The 14,180-nt window shown below is 74.6% G+C and carries 14 protein-coding genes; 9 read left to right on the forward strand and 5 right to left on the reverse strand.

All coding sequences use genetic code 11. From position 1 onward, the window contains the following. Positions 1-65 precede the first annotated feature (65 nt). Both metF and G514_RS0103285 read left to right on the forward strand, forming a co-directional pair. Positions 66-956 (forward strand): methylenetetrahydrofolate reductase [NAD(P)H], encoded by an 891-nt coding sequence (metF, locus tag G514_RS0103280; protein ID WP_028650599.1) that lies wholly within the window; start codon positions 66-68, stop codon positions 954-956. A 21-nt stretch (positions 957-977) separates the two neighbouring features. Then, the gene (locus G514_RS0103285; RefSeq protein ID WP_028650600.1) at positions 978-1,562 is read left to right on the forward strand and encodes an SIMPL domain-containing protein; all 585 of its coding nucleotides are present in this window, start codon (positions 978-980) and stop codon (positions 1,560-1,562) included. Between the two features lie 116 nt (positions 1,563-1,678). On the opposite strand, the gene G514_RS0103290 is transcribed toward G514_RS0103285, so the two are convergent. The 5 genes from G514_RS0103290 to G514_RS0103310 all read right to left on the reverse strand — a co-directional run bounded on the left by G514_RS0103290 (position 1,679) and on the right by G514_RS0103310 (position 5,950). Then, a complete protein-coding gene (locus G514_RS0103290) occupies positions 1,679-2,980 on the reverse strand; it encodes a phytoene desaturase family protein (RefSeq protein ID WP_028650601.1) in 1,302 nt (433 codons plus the stop codon). A 1-nt stretch (position 2,981) separates the two neighbouring features. After that, positions 2,982-4,391 carry a hypothetical protein gene (locus G514_RS28910; RefSeq protein WP_157544573.1) on the reverse strand — a complete coding sequence of 470 codons (1,410 nt, stop codon included), beginning with the start codon at positions 4,389-4,391 and terminating at the stop codon, positions 2,982-2,984. Continuing rightward, complete coding sequence (locus G514_RS0103300; protein WP_028650602.1) at positions 4,388-4,990, reverse strand: DUF4126 domain-containing protein; 603 nt, start codon at positions 4,988-4,990, stop codon at positions 4,388-4,390. The genes G514_RS28910 and G514_RS0103300 overlap by 4 nt, the downstream gene beginning before the upstream one ends. Positions 4,991-5,016: 26 nt before the next feature. Beyond that, the gene (locus G514_RS0103305) at positions 5,017-5,373 is read right to left on the reverse strand and encodes an ArsC/Spx/MgsR family protein (RefSeq protein WP_028650603.1); all 357 of its coding nucleotides are present in this window, start codon (positions 5,371-5,373) and stop codon (positions 5,017-5,019) included. A 97-nt stretch (positions 5,374-5,470) separates the two neighbouring features. Then, a complete protein-coding gene (locus G514_RS0103310) occupies positions 5,471-5,950 on the reverse strand; it encodes a YbaK/EbsC family protein (protein ID WP_028650604.1) in 480 nt (159 codons plus the stop codon). 48 nt (positions 5,951-5,998) lie between these two features. Between G514_RS0103310 and G514_RS0103315 the strand changes: the two genes are divergently transcribed. The 7 genes from G514_RS0103315 to G514_RS0103345 all read left to right on the forward strand — a co-directional run bounded on the left by G514_RS0103315 (position 5,999) and on the right by G514_RS0103345 (position 14,174). Beyond that, positions 5,999-6,511 (forward strand): hypothetical protein, encoded by a 513-nt coding sequence (locus tag G514_RS0103315; RefSeq protein ID WP_028650605.1) that lies wholly within the window; start codon positions 5,999-6,001, stop codon positions 6,509-6,511. Positions 6,512-6,712: 201 nt separating this feature from the next. After that, positions 6,713-7,120 carry a DUF6504 family protein gene (locus G514_RS0103320; protein ID WP_028650606.1) on the forward strand — a complete coding sequence of 136 codons (408 nt, stop codon included), beginning with the start codon at positions 6,713-6,715 and terminating at the stop codon, positions 7,118-7,120. Positions 7,121-7,135: 15 nt separating this feature from the next. After that, positions 7,136-7,612 (forward strand): SAV_6107 family HEPN domain-containing protein, encoded by a 477-nt coding sequence (locus G514_RS24600; RefSeq protein ID WP_169576277.1) that lies wholly within the window; start codon positions 7,136-7,138, stop codon positions 7,610-7,612. Positions 7,613-7,622: 10 nt separating this feature from the next. Beyond that, the gene (locus G514_RS0103330; protein WP_028650607.1) at positions 7,623-11,609 is read left to right on the forward strand and encodes a DNA polymerase III subunit alpha; all 3,987 of its coding nucleotides are present in this window, start codon (positions 7,623-7,625) and stop codon (positions 11,607-11,609) included. A 19-nt stretch (positions 11,610-11,628) separates the two neighbouring features. Beyond that, a complete protein-coding gene (locus G514_RS0103335) occupies positions 11,629-12,357 on the forward strand; it encodes a methyltransferase domain-containing protein (RefSeq protein ID WP_028650608.1) in 729 nt (242 codons plus the stop codon). A 24-nt stretch (positions 12,358-12,381) separates the two neighbouring features. Then, positions 12,382-13,569, forward strand: a complete 1,188-nt coding sequence (dinB, locus tag G514_RS0103340) for a DNA polymerase IV (protein WP_245582087.1) — start codon at positions 12,382-12,384, stop codon at positions 13,567-13,569. Between the two features lie 143 nt (positions 13,570-13,712). Further along, the gene (locus G514_RS0103345; RefSeq protein ID WP_028650610.1) at positions 13,713-14,174 is read left to right on the forward strand and encodes a DUF3040 domain-containing protein; all 462 of its coding nucleotides are present in this window, start codon (positions 13,713-13,715) and stop codon (positions 14,172-14,174) included. Positions 14,175-14,180 lie beyond the last annotated feature (6 nt).

Genomic DNA, 14,180 nt, shown 5'->3' on the forward strand with positions numbered 1-14,180 from the left:
CTGCGACACTAGGCCGCATCCCGGGAATTGGGGTGCGCACCCCCTCCCGAACCTAGAATCGGCCCATGGCCACGGGACGAGGAGTCAGCATGCGCGAGCTGCTCGACCGGGGCGAGCGGTCCTTCTCCTTCGAGTTCTTCCCCCCTCGCGACGAGGCCGGCGAGGAGCAGCTCTGGTCGGCGATCCGCGCGCTGGAGCCCTACCGGCCGACGTTCGTCTCCGTGACCTACGGCGCCGGCGGCACCACGCGCGACAAGACCGTCGGCATCACCGGGCGGATCGCCACCGACACCCCGCTGACCCCCGTGGCGCACCTGACCTGCGTCGGCCACACCCGCGCGGAGCTCGAGCGGATCCTCGACACGTACGCCGAGGCCGGCATCGAGCACGTGATGCTGCTGCGCGGCGACCCGAGCGACGGGCCGCGCGCGGAGTGGACGCCGACCGAGGGCGGTCTCACCTACGCCGTCGAGCTGGTCGAGCTGGCGCGCTCGCGCGGCGACTTCCGGATCGGCGTGGCGGCGTTCCCCGAGGGTCACCCCAGCGCCGCGTCGCGCGACGCCGACGCCGACGTGCTGGTCGCCAAGGCCGAGGCCGGGGCGGAGTTCGCGGTGACCCAGATGTTCTTCCGGGCGTCGGACTACTTCGAGCTCGTCGAGCGGGTGCGCGCCCGCGGCGCCGACCTGCCGATCCTCCCCGGCATCATGCCGATCCTGAACCTCAACGCGATCCGGCGGCAGGGCGAGCTCATCGGCACCGACGTGCCGGCCGACCTGGTCGAGCGGATCTCGGCGCACGACGGTGACCCGGCGGCCATGCGTGCCGAGGGCATCGCGATCGCGGCCGAGCTGTGCGAGGAGCTGCTCGCGGGCGGCGCGCCCGGGCTGCACTTCTACACCCTCAACCGGTCGAAGGCGACGCTGGAGATCTTCGCCGCGCTCAACATGACCGTCTGAGCCTCTGGATAGGTTCTGACGGTGCGCACCCTCACCGTCACCGGCCACGGCGCCGCGAGCGCGGCACCCGACACCGCCGTGGTCCGGCTCTCGGCCGTGCACCGGGCGGGCTCGCTCGCCGAGGCCCTGTCGGGAGCCGAGTCGGCCCGCGCCGAGGTGGTCGCGGCGGCGGGAGACCTCGTCGTGTCCACGATGAACCTGTCGGTCTGGCCGGTGCGCGAGGAGGGCCAGGCCGCGGCCTTCGAGGCGCGGCACAGCCTGACCGTCGCAGCCGGTGACCTCGAGGCCGCCAACGACCTGCTCTCCCGGCTGGCGGCCTCGGTCGGTGACCGGCTCCAGGTCGACGGTGTCGACCTCACGGTCAAGGACCCGTCCGCCGCGCTGGGCCGCGCCCGCGAGGCGGCGTTCGCCGACGCCCGCGCCACCGCCGAGCACCTCGCCGCCCTCGCCGACACCACGCTGGGCCAGGTCGAGTCGCTCGCCGAGGGCGGCGGGTCGGCGCCGCCGGTGCACTTCGCGGCGCTCGGCAAGCAGCTCGACGTGGGGCTGCAGCCGGGCGAGACCACGCTGTCGGCCAGCCTCACCGTGACGTGGTCGCTGGGCTGATCTTGGTCCCACCAGTCACATGTTTCACCGGTTACCCGGTGAAACTGCCCCTTCCCGGCTGGAACTCCATACAGGCAGGACCAGTTTCACCGGGTACCCGGTGAAACTGCCCGACCTCAAGCCGGACCCACCACCTGCGCCACCAGCGCGGCCGAGAGCCCCACGAACGGCAGCCCGCTGCCGGGGGTGGCGTGCGCGCCGGCGGCGTACACCCCCTCGATCGGCGTCCGCGGCCCGAGCCGCTGCCGCACCGTGCCCCGGCCCTCCCAGAGCACGCCGTACGGCGAGCTCTGCCACTGCGCCACGAGGTCGCGGGGGCTCAGGTCGACGCGGGTCACCAGGTCGGTGCGCAGGTCGAGGCGGTGGCGCGCCAGCGCCTTCAGGATGTCCTCGGCCAGGGTGCCGCGAGCGTGCACGGTGTACGCCGCGCCACCCTCAGGCGCGCGGCCGCCGGACCGCACGATCAGCATCGGGTCGCCGTGCACGACCACCTCGTGGGCCAGCTCACGGACCGGCTCGGACAGGCCGACGTGGCAGACCACCGGCGGCATCGCGGGCATCGTGCGCTCGGCGTACGCCGCCAGCGCCGGCAGCATCCTCGGGTCGATCGCGCAGACCACGACGTCGGCGTCGACCGCGCCCGACGTCGTCGCGACGGCGACCGCGCGCCCGTCACGCACCACGACGTCGGTCGCGGCGGTCCCGAGCGCCACGGTGACCCCGCGGGTCGCCATCCGCGCGGTGAGGGCGGCCGTGAGCGCGGCCATGCCTCCGGCCACGGTCCAGGCACCGAACCGCTGCTCGAGGTAGGCGACCAGCCCGGCCCACGCCGGCACGTTGCGCGGGTCGTGCCCGTCGGCGACGAAGGGGTGGGCCGCCACCTGCCGGAGGCGCTCGTCCTTGAACGTGCGCCTCAGCCGCTTGTGGAGCATCTCGCGCCCGTCGAACCGCGCCGCGACCTCGCGGGGGAGGGCGGCCGGGTCCCACGGCGTTTCGAAGTACGCCCGCCGCAGCACCTCCCAGTCGTCGTTGAACGACTCGACGTGGTCGACCCACTGCCGGCCGAGGCCCGGTCCGAGCTCGTCGAAGGCGCGCAGCTGCGCCGCGCGGGAGTGGCCAGGCAGGCCGAGCACGGTGCCGTCCTCGAACCAGTGCTCGCGCACCAGGTCGAGCGGCTCGAGCTCGAGCTCCCGCTCCACGGGCCGCCCGCTCTTCCGGAACAGGTCGCGCACCACCGCGGGGAGCAGCATCGACGTGGGTCCGGCGTCCCACTCGAACCCGTCGGCCGCGACCGTGGAGACCGCGCCACCCAGGGAGTCGAGCCGCTCCAGGAGCGTGACCTCGTGGCCGAGCTTCGCCAGCCGAGCCGCGGAGGCCAGGCCCCCGAAGCCGCCGCCGACCACGACGACGCGCGCCACCTCAGGCCACCGTGCGCACGTCGGGGGCCGACTCGACGGCGCCGGCGCCGGTGCCGTACGTCGCGTCCACGTAGGCGACGAGGGCGGCGTTGACCGGCGCGAGGCGCTGCCCGGGCACGACCGCCGCGCACGGGTCGACCTTGGCGAACAACCCGTTGGGCGTGGCGGCGATCGCGAACACGTTGTCGGTCTCCTCCTCGGAGCGCGAGAACGCCGTGCCATCCCAGGCCAGCGGGTAGGAGTCGTCGGCCTCCAGGGTGGTGCCCTCGCCGAAGCAGACGACCTTGCCGGTGCGGTGCGCGTCCATCTCGGGCACCAGGCGCTCGACGTCGGCGGCGGTCAGCCCCGTGTCGACGCTCGCGAGGAGGGCGGCCTGGAGGAACGTGAAGAACCTGCGGTCGAGCTCCGCGACCGTGGTGGCGCCGGCCGACATGCGGGTGTTGAGCTCGGTGGGCCGGAAGCCGTCGGCGGTGAGCACGCCGTCGATGCCGAACGCGCCGCGGTAGCCGTGCTCGCGCTGCAGGAGGTCGCCGACCCGGTGCACGGCCTCGCGCATCGCCGCGCGGTCGGCGGGCGGCGGGTCCCACGTGGTGCCGAGCCCGCAGTAGCGGAAGGTGCGCGCGACCGGGTCGCGCAGCATCACGATCTCGACGGGCCGGAGGGCGGCGGTGCCGTCCGGCAGCACGAACCCGTGGATCGAGCACGGCACGCCGTCCAGGAACGGCAGCACGCGCACGCGGTCGCAGCGCGGCCGGAAGAACGCGAGGGCCTCCGCCCGGTCGGCCGGCTCGCGGAGCCAGCGGACGAAGTTGCCTCCGCCGTTGAAACCGTCGCGGGCGTCGCCGGACCAGACCGCGCCCAGCGGGCCTGCGAGCTCGTCGGTGGCGGCGACGAGGGCGTCGTCGTCCTCGAGGTCGACCACGCGGTACGGCGCGCGCTCGACCCCGACGGCGTCCCAGATCGCGTCGGCGAGCAGCTTGTCCTCGAGGGCGAGGAACGACGCCGGCCGGCCGCCGGTGACCGGCCGCCCGTCGATCGGCTCGTCGGTGGTGACGAACGGCGTGCTGAACCACGTGCCGAGCCGCTCGGGGTCGAAGGCGTCGATCCGCCGCCGCGCCTCCGCCGGCAGGTGGTGCACCAGGGCGTCGTGGGTCCGCAGCTCCTCGGTCATCGACGCGGTCGCGGGCGGGGCCACCGTCACGACCTCGCAGTCGCCCTCGGCGGGTACGGCGCCCGCGCCCCGGGTGGTGGCGACGACGAGCACCGGGCAGTCGAGCTCGCGGAACCACCCGACGTACGGCGTCGCGCCGGCGAGCACGAACGGCCCCACGACCACCGGCCGCCCGGCCCACAGCTCGCCCAGCCGCCGGGTCACCTCGGCCCGGACGGCGGGATCGACGAGGTCGGTCACGGGGCCGCGCCTGCGGGCGCGCGGCGCCCCTTCCACCGGCGCCAGCCACGGCGGACCAACCGGGCGATGAAGAACAGCAGCACCAGCCCGAGGGCGAGCACGACGGCCGCGATGGCGGCGGCGGCGCGCGGGTGCTGGACGGCGAACGCGACCAGCCCGAGCACCGCGAGGTCCTCGACGATGCTGAGGCCGATGTTGGTGACGGGCTCGGGCGAGGTGTTGACCGCGAGCCGGATCCCGGCCTTCGTCAGGTGCGAGAGGAGCGCGGTGCCTCCGCCGACCGAGGCGAGCACGACCTGGTCGAGCGAGGTGTCCTCGGGGACGTTGCCCGCGAGCAGCGCGCCGATCACGGCGCCCGCGGTCGGCCGGATCAGGGTGGAGACGGCGTCCCACGTGGAGTCGACGTAGGGGATCTTGTCGGCGACGAACTCCATGGCGTAGAGGAACCCGGCCACCGCCAGGACGTCCCACCGGCCGAGCACGTCGGGGACGTCGGAGTAGTCGCCGACCCGGTCGGCGATGCCGAGCACGAGCACGACCAGGTAGGCGTTGACGCCGCTTGCCCAGCCGCTCGAGAACGCCAGGGGGAGGGACTCCACCCCGCGACTCTAGTGAGACCGGGCGCTCACGACTCCGCGGCGATGACCTCGGCGAGCGCGTCGGGGTCGCGGCCGACGACCGTCGTGCCGTCGGCGGCGGTGATGATCGGGCGCTGGATCGCCCGCGGGTGGCGGGCCAGGGCGTCGAGCCAGGCGCTGCGGGAGGCGGCGTCCTTGGGCAGGTCGATGCCCTCCTCGCGCGCCTCCTTGGCGCGGGCGATGTCCCACGGTTCGAGGCCGAGGCGGTCGAGCACCTCGGCGAGCTCGGCGGGCGTCGGCGCCTCGTCGAGGTAGCGGCGGACCGTGTAGTCGATGCCGGCCTCGTCGAGGGCCGCCAGGGCGGTGCGGCACTTCGAGCAGGCGGGGTTGAGCCAGATCTCCATCATTCACCTCTCTGCCGACCGTGCGGTGGTCTCGACGCGCCGTCCTGCTCGACCTTCATGAGCCCACGGTCCTCGCTCGTTCCCCGGGACGACCTGCTCACTCGACGTCGACGGTGGGGGCGCCGGTCATCCGCGCGAGCTCGTCGTAGGACGTGGAGAAGACCGCCGCCGGGTGGCCCGCGGCGGCCCACACCACGTCGTACTGCTGGAGCTGGGCGTCGAGCCAGGTCGGCACCGGCGCCGGGTGGGCGATGGGGGAGACGCCCCCGATCACCTGGCCGGTGTGCTCGCGCACGAAGTCGGGGCTGGCGCGCTTGAGGGCGGGGACGCCGACCCGCTCGGCGGTGGCCTCGGTGTTCACGCGGTGCGAGCCCGAGGTGAGGATCAGGACCGGCGTGCCGCCGGCGTCGAAGAGCAGGCTGTTGGCGATCGCGCCGACCTCGCAGCCGAGCGCCTCCGCGGCCAGTGCGGCGGTGTGGACCGAGTCGGGCAGAATGACGATCCGGCCGGTGCCGCCGAGCCGCTCGTGCGCCTCGCGGAACCGGGCGATGGACGGGTGCTCGGTGGGCTCGGACATGGACACAGCGTAGGAACCGGCTCGGCGAGCGGCAGGAGAGGGGCAGCAATGGATGCGGAGCAGGTGGACCTGCCCGAGTCGGCCGACCTCCCGACGCACCCCGGTCCGCCGACGACGGTGACCCGCGCGGGCCAGCTGCTCGCGGCGCTCGTCGCCCTCGGGGCCGTGGTGACCGTCCTGATCATCGTGCTCCACGACCAGCTGATCCGCTCGTGGGCCGAGGGCCGCCGTGACACCCGCAAGGTGCTGCGCACCCAGGGCCTCGACGCGGTCAAGAACGGCGAGGTGCACGTGCCGGCGTTCATCCCGGTCGCGCTGGTGCTGTTCGTGGTCGTGGCCCTGCTGATCTGGGTGCTGGCGGCGTTCCTGCGCGGCGGCTACGGCTGGGCCCGGATCTCGCTGACGGTCACGCTCTTCTTCCTGGCCGTCGGCACCATCGCGGGGGTCCGCACCGGCGCTCCGGCGACCTTCGCGGCCCTCTCCGTGGCGTCGTTCCCGCTCGAGGTCGCGGCGGCGTACTTCCTCTGGCACAAGGACACGAGCGCGTACCTCAAAGGTTGATCGGGTTGGAGACCCACTCTGAAGGACCGGGTCACTTCGCTCCCGCCGCTGGTTGAGGAGCTCGCGCAGCGAGCGTCTCGAAACCTCTGAGCGTCCGCGCCGGATCCGGCGGCGTCAGGGGTTGACCCGGTGTCCCTCCAGCGGTGTACCTTGGTGTCATTCGAACACGTGTTCGAATGACCATCGAGGAGAGGGGCACCCATGAGGCGCTACGCCGACCCGGTCGAGGTCCGCCAGGGACCTCTCGACAGCGATGCCCAGGGTCTGGGCGCGCAGAGCGTCACCGAGGGCCCCCAGCAGTTCCTCTGGCGCGGCCGGCTGTGGAAGGTCCGCGCGGTGGTCGCGCACTGGGTCGAGACCGGTCCGTGGTGGCAGTCGGTCGGCGCCCGCGCGGTCATCGGGTCCGAGGACGCCGCGGGCGAGACGGAGGCGTCGGCCGACCGGGGCCGCGTCCTGCTGGGCGATCTCCTCTCCGAGCGCGAGCTGTGGCGGGTCGAGGCCGGGCGGGGCCGGGTCGCCCGCGACGGCGAGCCCGACGGCGGCGGCGTGTTCGACCTGGCCTTCGACTGGGCCGAGGGGCGCTGGACGCTCGTCGGCTGCACCGACTGAGACGGCGAGGACCCGATGACGCCGACCAACCCCCACGTCCTCCCGGCGACCACGCACTCCTACCTCGCCCGCGCCGCCGAGTCGCTGAGCGAGGCCGTGACCGCCTCCGAGGCGACCACCCGCTACGCCTGCGCCCACGTGGCCGCGCTGCGTGCCGCGGCGGCGCTGCTCGCGGCCCGCGCCACGCCCGTCGCGCCCACGCGGCGCAGGCCGCAGAAGAACGCCTGGGTGCTGCTCGCCGACGTCGCCCCCGAGCTCGCCGAGTGGGCCGGGTTCTTCGCTGCCGGCGCCGGCAAGCGGGCCGCGGCCGAGGCCGGCTCGCGGCGCGCGGTCACCGAGCGCGAGGCCGACGACCTGGTGCGCGACGCCGACCGGTTCCTCGCCGTGGTCGAGCAGGCGCTCGGCCTGGTGCCGCACGCGCCGACGCTGCCCTACCTCGTCCAGCAGACGGTGGCGCCGGTCACCTCGCTGTCCGCCCGCCGCGTGGGCTGACCTCGGCGTCGTGTCCGACCCGTTCGTGCACCTGCACGTCGCCTCGGGCTACTCGCTGCGCTACGGCGCCTCCCACCCCCAGACGCTGGTCGAGCGGGCCGCCGAGCAGGAGATGGACACCCTCGCCCTCACCGACCGCGACGGCACCTACGGCGCGGTGAAGTTCGCCCGGGCCGCGTACGCCGCCGGCATCCGCCCGGTCCTCGGCGTCGAGCTCGCCCACCGCCCGACCCAGCCCTGGGGCGCGCCCGCGGCGACCCCCCGCACCCCGGTGCGCGGCGGCGCCTACCGCGACCCGGTCGGGGAGGGGCCCCCGCGGGTGACATTCCTGGCCAGCGCCGACGGCGCCGGGGGCGGCCGCGCCGGCTGGGCTGCGCTGTGCCGGCTCGTGTCGGCGACCCACCTCGACGGCGAGCGCGGCGACCCGGTGCTCGACCTCGGGGCGCTGGTCGACGGCCGGCTCGGCGGCGACCTCGGCCACCAGGTCCGCGAGCACCTCGCCGCCGGCCACCTGGTCGTGCTGCTCGGGCCGTCGTCCGAACCGGCCCGCGCGGCCACGCGGCGCCGCGACGACCTCGCGCTGGCGGCGCTCGCGCCGTGGCGCGCGCTGGTCCCGCGCACCCACCTCCAGGTCGAGCTGGTCTCCCACCGCCTGCCGGGCAGCGCCCGCGAGGGGTGGGGCCCCGGCACCACCCACCACGCCGCGCGGATGGCCCGGATCGCCCGGCAGGCCGGCCTCGGCACGGTGCTCACCAACGCCGTCCGCTACGCCGACCGCTGCGACGCCGCGACCGTCGACGTCCTCGACGCGGCGCGCCGGCTGGTCGCGCTCGACCGTCGTCACGTCGACCGCGGCAACGCCGAGGGCTTCCTCAAGTCCGGCAAGCAGATGCGCGAGGTGGCGGAGGAGATCGCCCTGCTCTCGGGCCTGGCCCACGACCCCGACCGCGAGGCCGGCCGGCTGGTCGCCCACACCCGCGCCGTGGCGGACCGCTGCGCGCTCGACCCGCGGCGCGACCTCGGCCTGGGGGAGGTGCACTTCCCCGAGCTCGAGCTCTCGGCCGGCCGTCGCGGCCTCGCGCCACGGATGACGCCCGGCGCGACCGAGGCCGACGGGCTGCTGCGCGCTCGCTGCGAGGGCGCAGTCGGCGACCGCTACGGCTCCGCTCCCAGGGCGGTGCTCTGGAAGCGGCTCGACGACGAGCTCGAGCTGATCCGCGGGCTCGGCTATGCGTCGTACTTCCTGACCGTCGGCGACGTCACCGACCTGATCCGCGAGATGGGGGTGCGCTGCGCCGCCCGCGGCTCGGGCGCCGGCAGCCTCGTCAACTACCTGCTCGGGGTCTCCGGCGTCGACCCGATCCGGCACGGCCTGCTGATGGAGCGGTTCCTCTCGCCGTTGCGCGAGGCGCTGCCCGACATCGACGTCGACGTGGAGTCGGCGCGCCGGCTCGAGGTCTACGAGCGGATCCTCGACCGCTACGGCGGCGAGCGCTGCGTCTGCGTCTCGATGATGGACACCTACCGCGTCCGCCACGCCGTCCGCGACGTGGGTGCCGCGCTCGGCATGCCGCCCGGCGAGACCGACACCATCGCGAAGGCCTTCCCCCACATCCGCGCCCGCGACGCCCGCATCGCCCTGCGCGAGCTGCCCGAGCTGAGGGCGAGCGGGCTCGACGACACCCGGCTCGACCTGATGTTCCAGCTCGTCGAGCGGCTCGACGGGCTGCCCCGCCACGTCGCCGTCCACCCCTGCGGCGTGCTGCTCTCCGACGCCACCCTGCTCGACCGCACCCCGGTCGAGGCCAGCTTCGCCGGCTTCCCGATGAGCCAGTTCGACAAGGACGACGTCGAGGACCTCGGGCTGCTCAAGCTCGACGTCCTCGGCATCCGCATGCAGTCCGCGATGGCCCACGCCGTCGGCGAGATCCGGCGCACCGACGGGCTCGAGATCGACCTCGGCGACCAGTCCCAGGTGCCGCTCGACGACCCCGCCACCTACACGCTGATCTCCTCGGCCAAGACCCTCGGCGTCTTCCAGATCGAGTCGCCGGGCCAGCGCGAGCTCGTCGGCAAGTCGGGCCTCGACTCGTTCGAGGACATCATCACCGACATCTCGCTGTTCCGGCCCGGTCCGGTCAAGAGCGACATGGTGACGCCCTACCTCGAGGGCAAGCAGGGCTGGCGGCTGCCCACCTACCTCCACGACGACCTGCGCCCGATCCTCGGCAGCACCCAGGGCGTGGTGGTCTTCCACGAGCAGGTCATCGAGATCATCGCCCAGCTCACCGGCATCTCGTTCGCCGAGGCCGACGAGAAGCGGCGGGCGCTCGGCGACGTGGAGGGCATGGCCGAGACCAAGGTCTGGTTCTTCCCGCGGGCGCTGGGCCGCGGTTACCCGCTCCGCGTGGTCGAGCAGGTGTGGAGGGTGCTCGAGGCGTTCGCGTCGTTCGGCTTCTGCAAGGCCCACGCCGCGGCGTTCGCGCTCCCGACGTTCCAGTCCGCCTGGCTCAAGACGCACTGGCCCGCGCACTTCCTGGCCGGCGTGCTCACCCACGACCCGGGCATGTACCCCAAGCGGCTGATCCTCGACGACGCGCGCCAGCTCGGGCTGGCGATCCTGGGGCTCGACGTCAACGCCAGCGAGAAGCACTACGTCGTCGAGCGGGTCGACCCCGACCCGGCGTCCGCGACCGACGCGCCGCGCGACGGCATCCGGCTGGCCCTGGCCGAGGTCAAGGGGATCAACGACGGCGAGGTCGACCGGATCGTGGCGGCCCGGCCGTTCCAGTCGCTCACCGACTTCTGGCACCGCGCGCGGGTCTCCCGGCCGGTCGTGGAGCGGCTGGTGCTGGCCGGCGGCTTCGACGCGATCTACGGCATCGACCTCGTCGACGGCGTCCACCGGCGCAGCCGGGTGACCCGTCGCGACCTGCTGCTCCAGGTCGCCGAGCTCGACCGGCACGCCCGGGCGCTCGAGCGCGCGGGTGGCCGGTCGCTCGCGAGCCGCGGCCTGGCGGCCCGGTCGGCGCGCTCGGGCAGTCGCGCCGGCTCCGTCGCCCGGGCCACCGCCGACGACGCCGCGGCCCGCAACAGCACCGACCCGCGAGTGCGCGAGAGCGTCGCCGCGCTCGAGCGGCACCCCCTCGGCCAGGCGGGGGTCTGGGCGCGCGCGGCCGCGCAGTCGAGGGCGACCCCACCGCCCCCGCCGGTCGACTCGGTGCAGCTCACCCTCGAGCTCGGCGACGCGCCGGCCGAGGGCGAGGTGTCGGGCCTGCCCGAGATGACCCCCGAGGAGCGCATGAAGGCGGAGCTCGAGATCCTCGGGCTCGACGCCAGCCGCCACGTCATCGACTCCTACGACGCCTTCCTCGACGCGCTCGGGGTCACCCGCAGCCGCGACCTGCTCACCCGCCGCAGCAAGTCCGAGCTGCTCGTCGCCGGCGTCAAGGTCGCGACCCAGACGCCGCCGATCCGCTCGGGCCGCAGAGTCATCTTCCTGACCCTCGACGACGCCACCGGACCGATCGACGCGACCTTCTTCGAGGACGCCCAGGGCCCCTACGCCGCCACCGTCTTCCACTCCTGGCTGCTGGTCGTCCGGGGCGAGCTGCGCCGCACCGGCTACAAGGGCGTCTCGCTGCGCGCGACCGGCTGCTGGGAGCTGCCGGTGCTGTCGGCGCTCTGGCAGCGCGAGGGCATCGAGGCGGTGCGCGCGCTGATGGCCGAGGTGCCGCAGGGCTTCGGTGCCGTCGGCGTCGAGGCCGCCGGCGCGGGTGCCGCCCAGTCGCGGTCCAGCCGGCCGGTGCCGGCCCAGCCCCCGTCGTTCGGCGGGGACGACCGCCACGACACCGCTGGCGGGATGGGGCGGCGCCGCGTGCTCGTGCACTCCAGCGGCTTCGCGATGTCTCCCTACTCCGACATCAAGCCGGCCGGCGACGACACGAAGGACGTCGCGCGCAAGCTGTGGCACCGCAGCCCCGGGAGCGCGGGATGAGTTCATTAGGGTTGCTCACATGTCGGCCAGCGAACGTCGTCGCAGCGCCCGCACGGCCGTCGTGTGGGAGGCGCTGGAGCGCGCGCTGGAGCACCCCGCGGCGTATTGGGAGCAGGGTGCCCGCGTCGTCGACGTCGGCGGCGGCACCGGCGGTTTCGCGGTGCGCCTCGCCGAGCTGGGCCACCGGGTCACCGTGGTCGATCCCAGTCCCGACGCCCTCGCGGCGCTGGCGCGCCGGGCCCGCGAGGTCGGCGTCGAGGTCGCGGGCGTGCAGGGCGATCTCTCCGACCTGCCCACCCTGGTCGACGACGACCTCGACGTGGTGCTGTGCCACGGAGTGCTCGAGGTGGTCGACGACCCCGCGGCCTCGCTGGCGACGATCCGTGAGGTGCTCCGGCCCGACGGGCTCCTCTCGCTCCTGGTCGCCCAGCGACACGCCGCGGTCGTCGCGCGGGCGATGGCCGGGCACTTCCCGCAGGCGCTCGCGCTCCTGGCCGACGCGCCCGACCCGTCGGCCGGCCGGGCCAACCACCGGTTCACCGCGGCCGAGGCCACCGCGCTGGTGGCCGACGCGGGCTTCGAGGTCGCCTCGGTCCACGGCGTCCGGGTCTTCGCCGACCTGGTCCCCGGCTCGCTCCTCGACCTCGAGCCGGGTGCCACGGCGGCGCTCGTCGAGCTCGAGCGGGCCGTCTCGGAGCGGCCCGAGTACCTCCCCCTCGCGACCCAGCTGCACCTGCTCGCTCGCTGACCGACGGGGCCTCCCGTGAGTGGGGTGGCCACGCCGATCCTCCACGTCGACATGGACGCGTTCTACGCGTCCGTCGCGACCCGCGACCGGCCCGAGCTGCGTGACGTGCCGGTCATCGTCGGCGGCGGCTACCGCGGCGTGATCCTGGCGGCCAACTACGCCGCGCGTGCCTACGGCGTCCGCTCCGGCATGCCATCGACCCGCGCGCGCCGCCTCTGCCCCCACGCGGTGCGGGTCCCGGCCGACCACGACCTGTTCAGCACGGTGTCGGCGGCCGTGATGGAGAACTTCCGGCGGGTGACCCCGCAGGTCGAGGTCGTCTCGCTCGACGAGGCGTTCCTCGACGTCCGGGGCTCGACCCGCCGGCTCGGGCCGCCCCGGGAGATCGCCGAGCAGCTGCGGGCCACGATCCACGACGAGCAGGGCATCACCTGCTCGGTCGGGGTCGCGGCCTCGATCTCGGTCGCCAAGCTGGCCAGCCGGCGGGCCAAGCCGGACGGCGTGCTCGTCGTCCCTCCCGAGGACATCACGTCGTTCCTCCACCCGCTCGACGTGGGCGAGCTCTACGGCGTCGGCGAGAAGACCCAGGCGATGCTGCACCGGCTCGGGCTGGTCACCGTTGGCGACGTCGCGCACACGCCGCTGCGCACCCTCCAGCGGGCCGTCGGCGACGGCCTCGGCCGGATGCTCCACGACCTGGCGTGGGGGAGCGACGCCCGCGAGGTGAGCCCCGGCCGGGTGTCGGTGTTCGGGCACGGCGGCGACCCCGACAAGTCCATGGGCGCGCAGGAGACCTTCGGCCGCGACATCGACGACCGCGAGGTGATCCTGCGCGAGCTGCTGGCCCTCACCGCCAAGGTCACCGGGCGGATGCGGGTGGCGGGCGTGGCCGGCCGGACGGTCGCGATCACGGTGCGGTTCGCCGACTTCACCACCATCACCCGCTCCCGCACCATCCCCGAGGCCACCGACGTGACGCAGGAGATCTACCGCGCGGCGGTTCGCCTCTACGACGCCCTCGGGCTCCAGCGCGCCCGGCTCCGGCTGGTCGGCGTCAGGGTCGAGGGACTCGTGCCGCGCACCCGCGTCCAGCGACAGGGCGTCCTCGGTGAGCGGGAGCGCGGCTGGTCCGATGCCGACCGCGCGGTCGACCGCGCCACGCGCCGCTTCGGCAGCGCCGCGGTGCGTCCCGCGAGCCTCATCGACCGCTGACGACGGGCCTTCGGCGGGGCGACCACGGGGGGGTGCGGGGTAAATCTTGGTGACACCGCTAGTGAAGAGGGAATGCCCTGCCTACACTTGGCTCACATCCACCCGTCGCGCAGCCCGCGCGCCCGGACCCCTGTGGAGGAACGGTGCCACTCTCCGAAGAGGAGCTGCGACTGCTCGAGCAGATGGAGCGCGCTCTCGTCGAAGAGGACCCCAAGTTCGCCTCCACCCTGCGCGGCACGTCGCTGCGCCGTTCGGCACGCCGTCGGGCGATCGCGGCGGGCGTCGTCTTCGTGGTCGGCGTGGCGCTGCTCATGGGCGGCGTGATGAGCGGCAAGGGTGCGATCGGCTTCGCGATCGGCATCGCCGGCTTCGTGGTGATGCTCGGCTCGGCCACGGTCGCCCTCACGGCCGTCCGCGGCCAGCAGCAGGCGGCCGCCGCCGTCGACCCCAACACGGCGGCGCACCCCTCGCGCGGCTTCACCGTCATCGACGGCGGCCGGGCCGGCCGCATCCGCCGTCCCCGCCGCACCTCCCGCAGCTCGGGCTCCTTCATGGAGCGGGTCGAGGAGCGCTGGCGCAGGCGTCGCGAGTCCGGCGGGTTCTGAGAGGGG

Source organism: Nocardioides halotolerans DSM 19273, from assembly GCF_000422805.1.
In the GTDB taxonomy this organism is placed as follows: Bacteria; Actinomycetota; Actinomycetes; order Propionibacteriales; family Nocardioidaceae; genus Nocardioides; species Nocardioides halotolerans.